This is a genomic window from Ligilactobacillus faecis, from assembly GCF_029889745.1.
Lineage (GTDB): Bacteria > Bacillota > Bacilli > Lactobacillales > Lactobacillaceae > Ligilactobacillus > Ligilactobacillus faecis.
On record NZ_CP123639.1, the window covers coordinates 1514364 to 1530815 of the forward strand.

Genomic DNA, 16452 nt, shown 5'->3' on the forward strand with positions numbered 1-16452 from the left:
TAGCGCAAATATGTGCTAGGAACTAATAAGATAAGTAACTTATTTTTGAGAGGGTAACGCTAACTGGAGTGGTGTAATTGCTGCTAAAAACATATTAGAATATATTCAAATATGATCATGTTGGCTTACATTTTATATAGCAGAGGATCACATATTAGAAGTTAAAGTACTGCTTGATGGTCAATAAAATTAAAAGCTAAGAGGTGCTAAATTCTATCTTAAAGTAGTCGACAGAAATCACAGCGTGATATTTGCTATAATAGATGATGACCAAAATTTTAGAGAGGATTTGAAGATTTGACAGCAAGAAATTTATTAGCCGGTATGAATGAAAAACAAGCCGAAGCTGTAGCCTGTACAGAAGGTCCGTTACTGATCATGGCAGGAGCAGGTAGTGGTAAGACTCGTGTCTTGACACATCGGGTAGCCTACTTGATCGAAGAAAAAAATGTAAATCCTTGGAATATTTTAGCCATTACTTTTACCAATAAAGCTGCACGTGAGATGCGGGAACGGATCAATAATTTGATCCAAGAAGGGGCTGAGGACATTTGGGTCTCGACTTTTCATGCCTTATGCGTCAGGATCTTACGTCGAGATGCTGAAAAGATCGGCTACGATCGGAACTTTACGATCGCTAGTACAAGTGAACAGCGCACGCTGATGAAGCATATTTTAGTTGATAATTTAAATGTCGATGTAAAAAAATATGATCCACGCTCTGTTTTGAGTGCGATCTCAAATGCTAAAAATGAATTGAAAACACCAGCTGAACTCAAAAAAGAAGCAACAGATCCATTTGCTCTGATAGTCAGTGATGCATATGCCTTATATCAAGAACAATTACAAAATAATCAAGCTTTTGATTTTGATGATCTGATCATGCAAACGATCCGCCTATTTGAAGAATCACCGGAAACACTTGCTTTTTACCAACATAAGTTTCACTATATCCACGTCGATGAATATCAAGATACAAATGAAGCTCAGTACCAACTTGTTAGTTTGCTAGCCAAAGAATATCGCAATCTTTGTGTTGTCGGGGATGCTGATCAAAGTATCTATGGTTGGCGGGGCGCTAACATGGAAAATATCCTGAACTTTGAAGAAGACTATCCCGATGCTACGGTGATCAAATTAGAGCAAAATTACCGCTCAACTAAGACGATCCTCCAAGCAGCTAACGAAGTGATCGAAAATAACGTCAACCGAAAAGTTAAGACATTGTGGACTGAAAATAATGCTGGTGAAAAGATCCATTATTACCGGGCAAGCAATGCAAATGATGAAGCTTATTATGTTGTCAAACAGATCCAAGCTAAAATGCGCAAAAATGCGGAAAAATATGGTGATTTTGCTGTGCTTTATCGGACGAATGCCCAGTCACGTGTGATCGAAGAAACTTTTGTCAAAGCTAATATCCCTTATAAATTAGTCGGAGCGCATCGTTTCTATGATCGCAAAGAGATCTTAGATATTTTGGCCTACTTGCGTCTAGCAGCCAATCCGAATGATTCAATGAGTTTTATGCGTGTTGCTAATGAACCAAAGCGTGGGATCGGAGCGACAAGTTTGACGAAATTGCAAAATTTTGCTGAGATGAACGGCCTGTCGCTGATCGAAGCAGCTGAAAATGTTGTAATGACTGAGGTGAGTGGTAAAGCTGCTAAGCAACTTGAAAATTTTGCAAGCTTGATCCGGCGCTTCAATGAATTTGAAAAGAGTAAAAATATCACAGAATTGACTGAGATCATTTTAGATGAATCAGGTTACAAAGAAAGCTTACGCATAAAAAATACTTTAGAAGACCAAAGTCGTTTAGAAAACTTAGAGGAGTTTCTTTCAGTTACAAAACAATTTGATGAAAATTGGCAGCCAGAGGAAGAAGAGAGCGATCCATTCGTTGACTTCTTAGCTGACTTAGCTTTAGTTTCAGACCAAGATAGTGTTGAGGAAGAAGCAGACGAGGTAACTTTGATGACTTTGCATGCGGCTAAAGGGCTTGAATTTCCGACGGTTTTCTTGATGGGATTAGAAGAAGGGATCTTCCCGCTCAGTCGCGCTACTTTTGATGAAAATGAATTGGAAGAAGAAAGACGTTTAGCCTATGTGGGGATCACTCGGGCTGAAGAAGAGCTTTATTTGACGAATGCTTTATCCCGAATGCTTTATGGGCGTCGACAAAGCAATCCAGCTTCACGTTTTGTCGATGAGATCTCAGACGAATTATTGATCCATGAAGGAGAAACGCTTGAAAGTTATGTTGGTCAAAATAAGAGTACGCTAAACGTCCCATTTGAAAAGAAGCATTATCGTAAACCAGCTGGAACAGTTGAAAAAGCAACTGGAACAGGGGCAGATAAAAAACAATGGAATATCGGTGATAAAGTCGAGCATAAGGCTTGGGGGATCGGAACGGTCGTCAAAGTCAGTGGCAGTGGCGAAGAAAGTGAACTCGATATCGCTTTTGCTGGTCAAGGGATCAAACGTCTTTTAGCAGCTTTTGCACCGATCACAAAGATCTAAGATAGAAGAGGATAAAGATGGAAGCTAAGGAACAACAAGAGATCGTTACTCTCAGAGAGAGACTGACCAAGTGGAGCAAAGAATATTACGAATTAGATCGTCCAACAGTTGAAGATCATGTCTACGATCAAGCTTATCGACGTTTAGTTGAACTTGAGGCTAAATATCCTGAAAGCATAACGGCAGATTCGCCGACTCGACGTGTTGGAGGACAAGTTGCAAATGGTTTTGAAAAAGTTACCCATTCGATCCCGATGCTTTCATTAGGTGATGTTTTTTCGAAGGCCGAGTTAGCTGAATTCGTCAAAAAATTGACTGAAAGCATAGGTGAAACAGTTGCTTTTGATTGCGAATTGAAGATCGATGGTTTAGCGATCTCTTTAGTTTATGAAAAAGGTGTTTTAGTCAAAGGTTCAACACGTGGAAATGGTTTGATCGGTGAAGATATCACAGCTAATTTGAAAACCATCAAGGCGATCCCACAACGTTTGTCCGAGCCAATCGATGTTGAAGTTCGCGGTGAATGCTATATGCCTAAAAAGGCTTTCGTCAATTTGAACCAAAGCCGTGAAGCAGAAGGACGCTCTGTTTTTGCTAATCCGCGGAACGCAGCAGCTGGCTCATTGCGTCAATTAGATACAGCTGAGACTAAAAAACGCCAATTAAGTGTTTTTATGTATTATTTGATGGAACCAGAAAAATTTGGGATCACAACTCAAAGTCAAGCGCTGGCTCAATTAAAAACTTGGGGGTTTCCAGTCAACGAAGAGGCGAAAGTGACTGCGGATCTGACTGAGATCGAACGCTACTTAGATGAATATCAAACTAAAAGGGCCGATTTACCTTATGAGATCGATGGGATCGTTTTGAAAGCAGATCCTTTCTCAGTTCAAGCTGAGTTAGGGAATACAGTCAAAGTTCCACGCTGGGCGATCGCCTATAAATTTCCCCCAGATGAACAAGAAACGATCGTGCGTCAGATCGAATGGACGGTCGGACGCACAGGGGTCGTGACGCCGACTGCTGTGATGGATCCAGTGGTTTTAGCGGGAACAACGGTATCGCGGGCTTCATTGCATAATCCTGATTACTTGCAACAAAAAGACATTCGGATCGGGGATACTGTCAAATTGCATAAAGCTGGCGATATCATTCCCGAGATCTCAGAAGTCGTCTTAGCTAAACGCCCTAAAGATGCTGAAGTTTATCAGATCCCGACGGTCTGTCCAGAATGTGGTGCTAAATTAGTTCATTTAGACGATGAAGCGGCCTTGCGTTGTATCGATCCTCAGTGCCCAGCTTTAGTAAAAGAAAGTTTGACGCATTTTGCTTCGCGAAATGCGATGAATATTGAAGGCTTAGGTCCAAAGATCATCGAACAACTTTTTGATAAAGGCTTGATCAAAGATGCTTCTGGTCTTTACTTCTTGACCTTTGAAGAGCTCTTGACACTTGAAAAATTCAAGGAGCGTGCTGCCAATAATTTATTACAAGCGATCGAACAAAGTAAGCAAAACTCTTTAGAACGTTTATTATTTGGTTTAGGGATCCGCCATGTCGGGGCGAAAGCGGCTTTGATCTTAGCTGAGAATTTCCAAGAGATCGAACAACTGAGACAGGCAAAATTTGAAGATATTATTAAATTAGACTCGATCGGTGAAAAAATTGCTGATTCGGTTGTAACATATTTTAAAAACGAACAAGTTACAGAACTCTTAGCTGAGTTCAAGCGTGCTGGGGTAAATTTGAGCTTTTTAGGTCAAACTAGAGCTGAAAAAGCACAACTTGTTCAAGATGATCCGCTAAACGGTCTAACTGTCGTTTTGACAGGTAAGCTTACCAATATTACACGCTCAGAAGCTAAAACGCTCTTAGAAGCACATGGAGCTAAAGTTACCGGAAGTGTTTCTAAGAAGACCGATCTTGTGATCGCCGGCGCTGATGCAGGTAGTAAGCTGGTCAAAGCGCAAGACCTTGGGATCAAAGTTATCGATGAAGCAGAATTTCTAAGGCAAACGGAGGAAAAATGAAGTGAAAAAAAAGTATTTAGCATTGGCTAGTATTTGTGCAGGGACTTTATTTTTAGCTGCCTGTGGTAATTTAGGAAGTAGTGGGACAACAGATTCTGTTAGTCAAGCGACACAGCAGTCGACCAAAGGATATCAAACGACAGGACAAACAGATGATTCTGACTATCAAGGTGTGATCGAAAATGGGCGTTATTTGACAAGTAAAGCTCGTGGTGTTGGGATCACTCAAAATTCAGAAAATATGTTGAATTTAAAAAGTTTTGAAAATGGCTTGACGACGCTCTCTAAAGAGCAATTTCCGACTAAAGACTATATTTTCCGCGAAGGTCAACTTTTAAGTAAAGCTACCGTTACAGATTGGCTTGGACGTAAATCAAAAGATGATCCGACTGGTCTGAATCCTGAAGATAATGGGGAAAAAGATGCCGATAAGCGTAATCCGATCTATGTACAACAGATCGAAGAACAAGATTATATGCAAGAAAAAGATGGTAAATTAACTTTAGCAGGGATCACGATCGGGATCGGAATGAACCGTAAAGATTACTACCAAAAAGAAGAATACGGTGCAATGTATACGACTGATATCTCAAAAGAAAAGATGGTCGAAGAAGGGAAAAAAGCAGCTGCTGAAGTTTTAAAACGCGTGCGAAAACTAGATGGAGCGTCTGATGTTCCGATCATGATCTGTATGTATGAACAAGCCCCAAATGATAGTTTAGTGGGTGGTTCATTTTATGCATATAGTGTAACTGACAGTGGTGATACACTTGGTAAGTGGAAGGATACTGATCTGCGCTCTTCAGTCTTGCCGGCGACTGCTACAAGTAGTGCGATCAATGACAACGATGAGAGTTCTTTTGAAGCCTTCAAAAACAAGACTCAGAGCTTCTTCCCTAATTTAGCGGGAGTAACTGCTCGGGCTAAATATAAAGATAAGACCTTACAAGAGTTGCATGTTAATATCACAACGCAATTTTACAGCGAGACGGAGATCAGAAGCTTCACGCAATTTGTTGCGAAAATGGCAAAAACTTATCTTCCAGGTGGGATCCCGATCGATATTACGATCAAAGGGTCAGATGGAACAGTTCAAGCCTTTTTAGCACGGGAAACTGGAAATAGTAGCTTTTATACTCACGTTTTTGCTGAATAAATAGTGAATGTGTCTCAAATCATAGATAAACTATGCTAAAATATTAAAGAGATATTTAAGAAAGAAGGATTACGATGGCGATCAGTGCAAATGAAGTCAAACACGTTGCAAGTCTGGCAAAACTTGAATTTAGCACCGCAGAATTAGAGAAATTTACAGGGCAAATGGATCAGATCATCAATATGGTCCAACAATTAAGCGAAGTTGATACGACAGATGTGCCAGTGACAACGACTGTGACAGATGCTTTTAATGTAATGCGAGAAGATCTGGCGGTCAAAGGAACAGACCGTGAATTATTAATGAAAAATGTTCCTGAAAGTAAAGATGGCTTTATCAAAGTTCCAGCTATCATTGATGAAAGTGAGGAAGCTTAGTTGATGGATTATTTTACAAACGATCTGACGAGCTTGCATGAAAGCTTAGTAAAAAAAGAACTCAGTGTTACAGAACTAACAAAGAAAACTTTTGAAACGATCGCACAACGTGATCAAAAGATCGGAGCTTTTTTGACCTTAAACGAAGAAAAAGCTATAGAACAAGCTCAAGCTTTGGATGCTAATGGTTTTGATCAAAATAATGTGTTAGCAGGGATCCCGATCGCGATCAAAGACAATATCGTTACAAAAGATCTGCGAACGACAGCGGCAAGTAAGATCCTCGGTAATTTCGATCCGATCTATGACGCAACAGTCATGGAGAAATTAGCTGCTGCACAAATGATCAATGTTGGTAAACTCAACATGGATGAATTTGCGATGGGGGGATCGACTGAAACTTCAGCTTTTAAAATAACAAAGAATGCTTGGGATCAAACTAAAGTTCCAGGTGGTTCTTCGGGTGGTTCGGCGGCAGCTGTTGCTTCAGGACAAGTTTTAGCTGCCTTAGGTTCTGATACTGGTGGTTCGATCCGCCAACCAGCAGCTTATAACGGGATCGTTGGGGTCAAACCAACTTACGGTCGTGTGTCTCGTTACGGTCTGATCGCATTTGCTTCAAGTTTAGATCAGATCGGACCTTTGACTCGAACAGTCAAAGATAATGCTTACGTTTTGAATGCGATCAGTGGACATGACAGTCGTGACTTTACAAGTTCAACGCGGGAAGTTCCTGATTTTACCAAAGGACTTGATGGCGATATCAAAGGAATGAAGATCGCAGTTCCACGTGAATATATGGGTGAAGGGGTCGCTTCAGAAGTTAAAGAAGCGATCAAAGAAGCGCTCAAGACGTTTGAAAAATTAGGTGCAACTGTTGAAGAAGTATCTTTACCGTATAGTAAATATGGGGTACCAGTTTACTACATCATCGCGTCTTCAGAAGCTTCGTCTAACTTACAACGCTTTGATGGGATCCGCTATGGCTTCCGTGCTCAAGACGTTAAAAACTTAGAAGATGTTTATGTACGTTCACGTTCTGAAGGCTTTGGTGATGAAGTAAAACGGCGGATCATGTTAGGGACGTTCTCGCTTTCAGCTGGGACTTATGATGCATTCTTTAAGAAAGCGGCTCAAGTTCGGACATTGATCTGCCAAGATTTTGCTAATGTCTTTAAAGACTATGATCTGATCTTAGGACCAACAGCTCCAACAACCGCTTACGGTCTAGGGGATGAGATCGATGATCCGATCACAATGTACATGAATGACATCTTGACGATCCCAGTCAACTTAGCTGGACTTCCAGGAATGTCATTACCAGCTGGTTTTGCTAACGGTCTTCCGATCGGGATGCAATTGATCGCCCCACAATTTAGAGAAGATACGCTGTATAAGGCAGGCTATGCTTTTGAGCAAGCAACTGACTTCCATAAACAAGTACCAATGATCGGAGGCAAAAACTAATGAATTTTGAAACAACGATCGGACTTGAAGTCCACATTGAGATGAAAACAGCTTCAAAAGCTTATTCGCCAGCTCCAGTCGTTTATGGAGCTGAACCAAATACGAATACAAACGTGATCGATTGGGGCTATCCTGGTGTTTTGCCTCAGCTCAATAAAGGTGCCTTAGAATATGGAATGCGTGCAGCCTTAGCTCTCAATTGTGAGATCGCACGTGATATCCATTTTGATCGTAAAAATTACTTTTATCCTGATAATCCAAAAGCTTACCAGATCACGCAAAATCAAACACCGATCGGACATGACGGTTGGCTTGAGATCGAATTAGAAGACGGAACAAAGAAAAAGATCGGGATCGAAGAAATGCACGTCGAAGAAGATGCAGGGAAAAACACGCATGCAGGCGATGGTTATTCTTATGTCGATCTTAACCGGCAAGGGACACCTTTGATCGAGATCGTTTCTAAACCAGATATCGCTTCGCCTGAAGAAGCCTACGCTTATTTGACACGACTCCGTCAGATCATCCAATTTACAGGTGTTTCTGATGTGAAAATGGAAGAAGGTTCGATGCGTGCTGACGTCAATATCTCAGTTCGCCCGATCGGTTCCGAAAAGTTTGGAACTAAGACTGAAATGAAGAACTTAAACTCATTTGAACACGTCAGAAAAGGTCTTGAATACGAAGCCAAACGCCAAGCTCAAGTGATCTTAGCAGGTGGTAAGATCGAACAAGAAACACGTCGTTTTGATGAAACAACAGGTGAGACGATCTTGATGCGTGTCAAAGAAGGTAAGAGTGACTACCGTTATTTCCCAGAACCAGATCTACCACCAATGCATATCTCCGATGAATGGGTCAATGAAGTCAAAGCTTCGATCCCTGAAATGCCTGAGAAACGGCGTCAACGTTATGTCAATGAATGGGGCATCACAGAATATGATGCTAATGTCTTGACGCAAACTAAAGAGATGGCTGATTTTTATGAAGCAACAGTTGCGGCTGGCGCTGATGCTAAATTGGCGGCTAACTGGTTAATGGGTGAAGTGAGTGCCTATTTGAACGCAAATAAAGTTGAATTAAGTGGAACTGCTCTAACACCAGAACATTTAGCAACTATGATCAAATTGATCGTTGACGAAACGATCTCCTCAAAGATCGCAAAGAAAGTCTTTAAAGAGATCATTCAAAACGATACTGAACCAAAAGCTTGGGTCGAAGCTAAAGGTATGGTGCAATTATCTGATCCTGCTGTTTTACAACCGATCATTGATGAAGTTTTAGATAATAATGAACAATCGATCGAAGATTTTAAGAATGGGAAAGATCGTGCTGTTGGTTTCTTAGTCGGAAATATTATGAAACAGACTCATGGTAAAGCTAATCCTAAAGTCGTCAATAAGCTTTTGATGGCAAGCTTAAAGCAAAGATAAAGAAATAAAGAGAGGAAATCGTTATGCAAAAGCGTTGTCGTATTATTTATAATCCGACATCTGGACGTGAAGCCCTTAAGCATGACCTCGTTGAGATCTTAAATATTTTGGAGCGCGCAGGTTACGAGACGAGTGCTTTTGCGACAACTCCAGAGCCAAACTCAGCTAAAAATGAAGCGATGCGTGCAGCCAAAGCTGGTTTTAGTTTGATAATTGCTGCTGGTGGCGACGGAACGATCAATGAAGTCGTCAATGGGATCGCTCCCCTCAAACACCGTCCCAAACTTGGGATCATTCCAGCTGGTACGACTAATGATTATGCTCGGGCATTGAAGATCCCACGAGAAAGTCCGATCGAGGCCGCTAAAGTTATCGCTCAAGGTGAAACGGTCAAAATGGACATCGGACAAGCAAACGATAAATATTTTGTCAATATTGCTGCTGGTGGTCTTTTGAGTGAATTGACTTATTCAGTCCCATCTGAATTTAAGACGCTCTTTGGATATTTAGCTTATTTAGTCAAAGGTGCTGAATTATTACCACGAGTCAAACCGATCAAAATGCATTTAGAATATGACGATGGTGTATTTGACGACAAAGCTTCGATGTTTTTCTTAGCGCTGACTAACTCGGTCGGGGGCTTTGAACAGATCGTGCCTGATGCAAGTTTAGACGATGGAAAATTTACTTTGATCGTTGTCAAAACGGGTAATTTGATCGAGATCATGCGCTTGATCACGATGGTCTTGAATGGAGGCAAACATATCAATGATCCGCGGATCTTATATGTCAAAACAGCAAAAGTTGTGGCTAAATCAGTTGATTCTAAAATGATGATCAACATTGATGGCGAATATGGTGGTGATGCCCCAATGAAATTCAAGAATTTAAAGCGTCATATCGAGATCTTTGCTAATACTAAAGATATTCCTGACAGAGCGATCACTGAAACAAAAGAAGCGATCGACGATGCTAAGAAAAATTTTGTTGACGGTGTCCAAGAATTAGATAGTGATCAATTGCTTGAACTAGATAAAGATGATAAATGATCTGTTAAAGAGCAGCTTTTGAATTTTGTCAAATAGACAACTAAATAATCAAGGTCTAGGTAGCCTGATCCCGGTATTTGTTCTGGGATCAGGCTATTTGTTTGGGTAGAATTATTGACGATCAGTATTTGGAGCTACTGGTATTTAGTAAGGTGTAACTAAAAGGAGGTCCAATGTTTGAAACTTTCATTGCTGAATCTTGCTTACTTTGAGAAAAGAGATCAGTTGCAATAATATCAAAAAAATTTGTGAAAATTAAATAAGGTAATAATTATTGTTATTTTACATAAATAAAGATAAAAATATTTATTTAATTGCTTTATTTTTTACATTTCAATATCGATAGTAGTTCTAAATAATTTTTTAATTATTCAAAACTTAAAAAATAATTATCGTATATTAATTTTTAAGTTAAATAATTTGAATTTTTTAATATAAAAAGTTAAACTTTGGTTGTAATAACTTGATATTAAGAATTGTTTTTATCTAGTATGAATGGAGGTAATTTTCAATGCTTTCAAAAAATAATCGTAAGCTACAAGCTCAAAAGTTAGAACCAAGAAGTCAACACTTTACGATCAAAAAATTCACTATCGGAGTTGCTTCGGTCTTGATCGGATCTACATTTGTTTTAACGGTCGGAAATGATCGTGTTTCTGCAAATGAGAACACAGGCGAACCTTTGACTGAAAAAGTCACACCAAGTGATACTGAAGTTGATGAGAATGTGATTCCATTTAGTAGTGAAGATACAGGAGAAGATGAACAAACGCGATCAGAAGCTGAAACGAATCCTACGCTTGAAGCTACGACGATCGCTGAAGAAACAACGCCAACTGCTCAGGAAGAAGATGTTACAGAACAAGAGGCGCCAACAACTGAGCTTACAGATGAAACGCAAGCGCTCCCAAACGATAGTGCAATGGACGCTCCAGCCACAGAAACTGTAACTCCAACTCTTGAAGAAACTCCAACTTCTGAAGCTTCGACCACAACACAAGCCAAAGATCTAGAGATCGAACCTGTTGAAGCGCCTGCACCAACTTCAACTGAAGATAAGGCGTTGACAGAACAAGCAAATACCCAAGAGAGAGGTATAACGACATTTGCAGCTAGTGACTCTTCACAATGGCCGTCGAATTCGACCGATGCGATCGGAAATGAAAGTGGTATCAGTGTTCCACAAACAGAATATAACTATACTTTCTCAACGATCTCGATGAATCCAGACAAGCTTACTGGAACTGCGATCTTAGACGGTAATGTGATCCCATTTACTGTTGCCCACTACATGCAAGGGGCGAATTCACAAGAACGTTATAAGATCCGGATCCAATTAGATCAGCGTATGGCAGATATGGTCGAAAGTATCACGTTGAACCCAGCTGATAATTATAACGCTAATGCAGGTCGGACTTTCACCCGTGTGATCAATTCTGACGGAACTTTATCAAATATTTGGGAGATCCCATTTATCTATGCGCAAGGCGGTATTTTTGGTGGTGCGGCGATCTCAGCTAGTTATATCGCACCGTTAGGCAAGATCACCTTGAAAGATAGTGTTAAAAATACCTTGACTGCTTTAGGTGATGTAGCTAATAATCCACTGATCTACAATATTTATGTGTATGATGCGCAAACAAAACGGTCTTTGGAAGGAGACGATTCCCAAGGCTTCTTTATCACAGAAGGTAATCCATTAAATGACATTACGATCTCTGATGATGATCGTGTGATCGGTGGAGATTACTTCTTAGGTTCGACGACACAAGTTGGTTATGATAATTTAGGCGATCCAAATGGCAATGGTGGGATCATTGTTGATTATGCTGCTCAAAAGAAAGGTCCTGTTTGGTCCTATACGAACGGGCAAGGTTGGACTCTGAATTTCCAAATCGATAAAGAACTTACACAATATTTAGAAAAGAATGCCGATGGGACTTACAATGTTGAATTAGATATGCGTGATTTCAACGGACTTGACGGTTTCTTTTATAAAGATTCAGCTGGAAATATGACGCAAGTTTATAATCCAAAAAATAAAGTCGATCCTGCTAAATTTACTGTAACGTTAAATGACAATGGGGTCGGTCAGATCGTACCAAAAAATGGTTTGACAAATATCGTTGCGACCAACCCATTATTACCTGAACCGATCGGGACACGTTTAGTTTTCCGTTTGAATAGACCGATCGAAGAGGTTTTTGCTGATATGAAAGCTAATGGACGCGCAGACAAAGATCTTCTCTTCTCAGTCTACTTTGCTAATAGCACAAATGAAGCGATCAGAAATAGTATCGGAACAAGTTTGATCAGCTTTAGTGATTCTGACGGGGATAACATCCCAGATGCAAAAGAAGATGCTGATAAGACCAATCCATACGTTTCGATCCCAGATGTTTCCAATGTTTATGAGACAGAAACAGTCGTTAAAGGTATCGTGGCGATCAACCGCAATGAAACAGCTGATCAGATCATTACTGTTCTAGATAAAAATGGAAATGTCCTTGGAACGACGACGATCACCCCGACCTTCAGTGAAGGTGATGGGGATGTAAAGAACTTTGCGTATAGTGTGGATATCCCAAGTCAAGCAGCTGGGACGGAATTGACGGTCTCAGTTAAGAGTAAATTTGACAATGGTGGCGATAAAAATGCAGTTGACAATAGCCAACCACAAACGACGACTGTGACCGTTGGTGTAGCTCCAACAGCACAGGCACTCGAGACAGCGACTAAACCAGACTTAAGTGATACTGCAACTAAAGAAGAGATCATTGCTTTACTACCGACTGCAAAAGATGGGGTCGCTAATAGCAGTGAATTTCCAACTGGTGCAACCTATACATGGGAAGAAGTGCCGGCAGTTGCCGATCTAAAAACACCTGGAACGACAACTGGTAAAGTCAAAGTTTCGTTCCCAGATGAATTTGATCCAAGTTATATCCACGAGTTACTCGTTGAAGTGCCGATCACTGTAAAAGATACTGAAAGCGCTAAATATGAACCAGTCGCTACTCCGATCGTTAAACCTTTTGGCGAAGCGACAACTGAAGAAAATATTATCGGTGCAATTACATTTGCTCCAGAGTATCCAGCTGGACCAAATCAACCAAGTATCACAGTTGATGATATTTCTAGTCTCCCAGATGGCAATACGCCAGGGGTCTACAATGTGCCGGTAACAGTCATCTATCCAGATGGCTCAACAGACAAGACAACGGTAGAAGTCACTGTCTTAGATAAGATCATTGATCGGACTAACGATCCAAGTGCTCCTATTCCTGAAGGTTATGTACGTGTGACCTTTAATGCTGGAACTGATGGGAAATTTGCTGATGGTGCAAGTACGATCTTTGATGTGAAAAAAGGAACGGATCTGGCAGAACTTACCTTGCCAACAGTTGTTCCAAATGAAGGGTTCGTACAAAAAGATGGTGCTGAAGCTTGGTCGCCAGCCCTACCAGCAACTTTTGAGACGACAGCAGAATATACCGCACAATATAAGGCAGCTGCTACAGATGCTGAGACCTACACACCAGAAGGCCAAGATATCCAAACAGACATCGGTAGCACACCAGATCCAGCCGAAGGTATCAAGAATAAAGGTGACTTGCCAGAAGGAACGAAGTACGAATGGAAAGAACCAGTCGATACAACAACACCAGGTGAAAAAGACGGAACGATCGTAGTGACTTACCCAGATGGCTCAAGTGAAGAAGTGCCAGTGAAAGTGAAGGTAGGCACCGACGCTGATCTTTACACACCAGAAGGTCAAGATATCCAAACAGATATTGGTAGCACACCAGATCCAGCTGAAGGCATCAAGAATAAAGGTGACTTACCAGAAGGAACGAAGTACGAATGGAAAGAACCAGTTGATACAACAACACCAGGTGAAAAAGACGGTACGATCGTAGTGACCTATCCAGATGGTTCAAGTGAAGAAGTGCCAGTGAAAGTGAAGGTAGGCACCGACGCTGATCTTTACACACCAGAAGGTCAAGATATCCAAACAGACATCGGTAGCACACCAGATCCAGCCGAAGGTATCAAGAATAAAGGTGACTTACCAGAAGGAACGAAGTACGAATGGAAAGAACCAGTTGATACAACAACACCAGGTGAAAAAGATGGTACGATCGTAGTGACCTATCCAGATGGTTCAAGTGAAGAAGTGCCAGTGAAAGTGAAAGTAGGAACAGACGCTGATCTTTACACACCAGAAGGTCAAGATATCCAAACAGACATCGGTAGCACACCAGATTCAGCGGAAGGTATCAAGAATAAAGGTGACTTACCAGAAGGAACGAAGTACGAATGGAAAGAACCAGTCGATACAACAACACCAGGTGAAAAAGACGGCACGATCGTAGTGACCTACCCAGATGGCTCAAGTGAAGAAGTACCAGTGAAAGTGAAAGTAGGAACAGACGCTGATCTTTACACGCCAGAAGGCCAAGATATCCAAACAGACATCGGTAGTACACCAGATCCAGCGGAAGGTATCAAGAATAAAGGTGACTTGCCAGAAGGAACGAAGTACGAATGGAAAGAACCAGTCGATACAACAACACCAGGTGAAAAAGACGGCACGATCGTAGTGACTTATCCAGATGGCTCAAGTGAAGAAGTACCAGTGAAAGTGAAAGTAGGCACCGACGCTGATCTTTACACACCAGAAGGCCAAGATGTGAAGACTGGAGTAGGAGAAACACCAGATCCAGCGGAAGGCATCAAGAATAAAGGTGACTTGCCAGAAGGAACGAAGTACGAATGGAAAGAACCAGTCGATACAACAACACCAGGTGAAAAAGACGGAACGATCGTAGTGACCTACCCAGATGGCTCAAGTGAAGAAGTACCAGTGAAAGTGAAAGTAGGAACAGACGCTGATCTTTACACACCAGAAGGTCAAGATGTGAAGACTGGAGTAGGAGAAACACCAGATCCAGCGGAAGGCATCAAGAATAAAGGTGACTTGCCAGAAGGAACGAAGTACGAATGGAAAGAACCAGTTGATACAACAACACCAGGTGAAAAAGACGGTACGATCGTAGTGACTTACCCAGATGGTTCAAGTGAAGAAGTACCAGTGAAAGTGAAAGTAGGAACAGACGCTGATCTTTACACACCAGAAGGTCAAGATGTGAAGACTGGAGTAGGAGAAACACCAGATCCAGCGGAAGGCATCAAGAATAAAGGTGACTTGCCAGAAGGAACGAAGTACGAATGGAAAGAACCAGTCGATACAACAACACCAGGTGAAAAAGACGGTACGATCGTAGTGACTTACCCAGATGGTTCAAGTGAAGAAGTCCCAGTGAAAGTGAAAGTAGGAACAGACGCTGATCTTTACACACCAGAAGGTCAAGATGTGAAGACTGGAGTAGGAGAAACACCAGATCCAGCGGAAGGCATCAAGAATAAAGGTGACTTGCCAGAAGGAACGAAGTACGAATGGAAAGAACCAGTCGATACAACAACACCAGGTGAAAAGACAGGCACGATCGTAGTGACTTACCCAGATGGTTCAAGTGAAGAAGTACCAGTGAAAGTGAAAGTAGGAACAGACGCTGATCTTTACACACCAGAAGGTCAAGATGTGAAGACTGGAGTAGGAGAAACACCAGATCCAGCGGAAGGCATCAAGAATAAAGGTGACTTGCCAGAAGGAACGAAGTACGAATGGAAAGAACCGATCGATACAACAACACCAGGTGAAAAGACAGGCACGATCGTAGTGACTTACCCAGATGGTTCAAGTGAAGAAGTATCAGTAAAAGTGAAAGTAGGAACAGATGCTGATGTCTATATGCCAGAAGGGCAACCGATCACTGTCAAACCAGGTGAGACACCAGATCCAGCCGCAGGTATCAAGAATAAAGAAGAACTTCCAGAAGGTACGCGTTTTGAATGGGCAACAATGCCAGATACTTCTAAAGTAGGTATGGTCACGGGTGTGATCAAAGTGATCTATCCAGATGGATCATTTGACCTTGTTGAGACAGAGATCAAAGTCATCGCACCTGAAATGATGAATGAACAACAAGGATCGCAAGATAACCCAACACAAACTATGGGAATGCCAGAAACTAAAGCGCAAGCGCAAACACAAACAGCGATCACCCCAACAAACATGCCAACACAAAATAAGATGACTAATGCTGAAGAACAATTACCACAAACTGGTGATGTAAGCTCGCAAAAAACTTCAACTTTAGGTACAGTCTTACTTGCCTTGGCAGGATTACTTGGTCTAGGAGCTGCAAGTGATCGTAAGAAGAAAAAAGACTAATGTTTGACTAAACATAGGTCACTGATCAAAGCCGGGTGTCTAAAACTTTTAAGTTTTGGACACTCGGTTTTTTTTAGTGCCGTTTAAAGGGTTTTAAAGACCAGTTAGTGTTTTTT

8 protein-coding genes are annotated in these 16452 nt (G+C 41.3%); all 8 read left to right on the top strand.

The genetic code is table 11. From position 1 onward, the window contains the following. The first annotated feature begins 324 nt into the window (after nucleotides 1–324). The 8 genes from pcrA to QFX10_RS06925 all read left to right on the top strand — a co-directional run bounded on the left by pcrA (nucleotide 325) and on the right by QFX10_RS06925 (nucleotide 16336). Nucleotides 325–2526: a DNA helicase PcrA gene (pcrA, locus tag QFX10_RS06890; RefSeq protein ID WP_280607250.1), complete on the top strand. Its 2202-nt coding sequence runs from the start codon at nucleotides 325–327 to the stop codon at nucleotides 2524–2526. Nucleotides 2527–2543: 17 nt separating this feature from the next. Further along, nucleotides 2544–4556: an NAD-dependent DNA ligase LigA gene (gene ligA / locus QFX10_RS06895; RefSeq protein ID WP_280605520.1), complete on the top strand. Its 2013-nt coding sequence runs from the start codon at nucleotides 2544–2546 to the stop codon at nucleotides 4554–4556. Nucleotide 4557: 1 nt separating this feature from the next. Further along, on the top strand, nucleotides 4558–5712 hold the full coding sequence (locus tag QFX10_RS06900) for a CamS family sex pheromone protein (protein ID WP_280605521.1): 1155 nt from the start codon (nucleotides 4558–4560) through the stop codon (nucleotides 5710–5712). A gap of 74 nt (nucleotides 5713–5786) precedes the next feature. Then, nucleotides 5787–6089, top strand: coding sequence for an Asp-tRNA(Asn)/Glu-tRNA(Gln) amidotransferase subunit GatC (gene gatC, locus QFX10_RS06905; RefSeq protein WP_280605522.1), 303 nt, complete (start codon nucleotides 5787–5789; stop codon nucleotides 6087–6089). A gap of 3 nt (nucleotides 6090–6092) precedes the next feature. Beyond that, nucleotides 6093–7556 (top strand): Asp-tRNA(Asn)/Glu-tRNA(Gln) amidotransferase subunit GatA, encoded by a 1464-nt coding sequence (gatA, locus tag QFX10_RS06910; protein ID WP_280605523.1) that lies wholly within the window; start codon nucleotides 6093–6095, stop codon nucleotides 7554–7556. Beyond that, on the top strand, nucleotides 7556–8989 hold the full coding sequence (gatB, locus tag QFX10_RS06915; protein WP_280605524.1) for an Asp-tRNA(Asn)/Glu-tRNA(Gln) amidotransferase subunit GatB: 1434 nt from the start codon (nucleotides 7556–7558) through the stop codon (nucleotides 8987–8989). The genes gatA and gatB overlap by 1 nt, the downstream gene beginning before the upstream one ends. Before the next feature lie 23 nt (nucleotides 8990–9012). Then, nucleotides 9013–10038 carry a diacylglycerol kinase gene (locus tag QFX10_RS06920; RefSeq protein WP_280605525.1) on the top strand — a complete coding sequence of 342 codons (1026 nt, stop codon included), beginning with the start codon at nucleotides 9013–9015 and terminating at the stop codon, nucleotides 10036–10038. Between the two features lie 511 nt (nucleotides 10039–10549). Beyond that, the gene (locus tag QFX10_RS06925; RefSeq protein WP_280605526.1) at nucleotides 10550–16336 is read left to right on the top strand and encodes a Rib/alpha-like domain-containing protein; all 5787 of its coding nucleotides are present in this window, start codon (nucleotides 10550–10552) and stop codon (nucleotides 16334–16336) included. The last annotated feature ends 116 nt before the right edge of the window (nucleotides 16337–16452 follow it).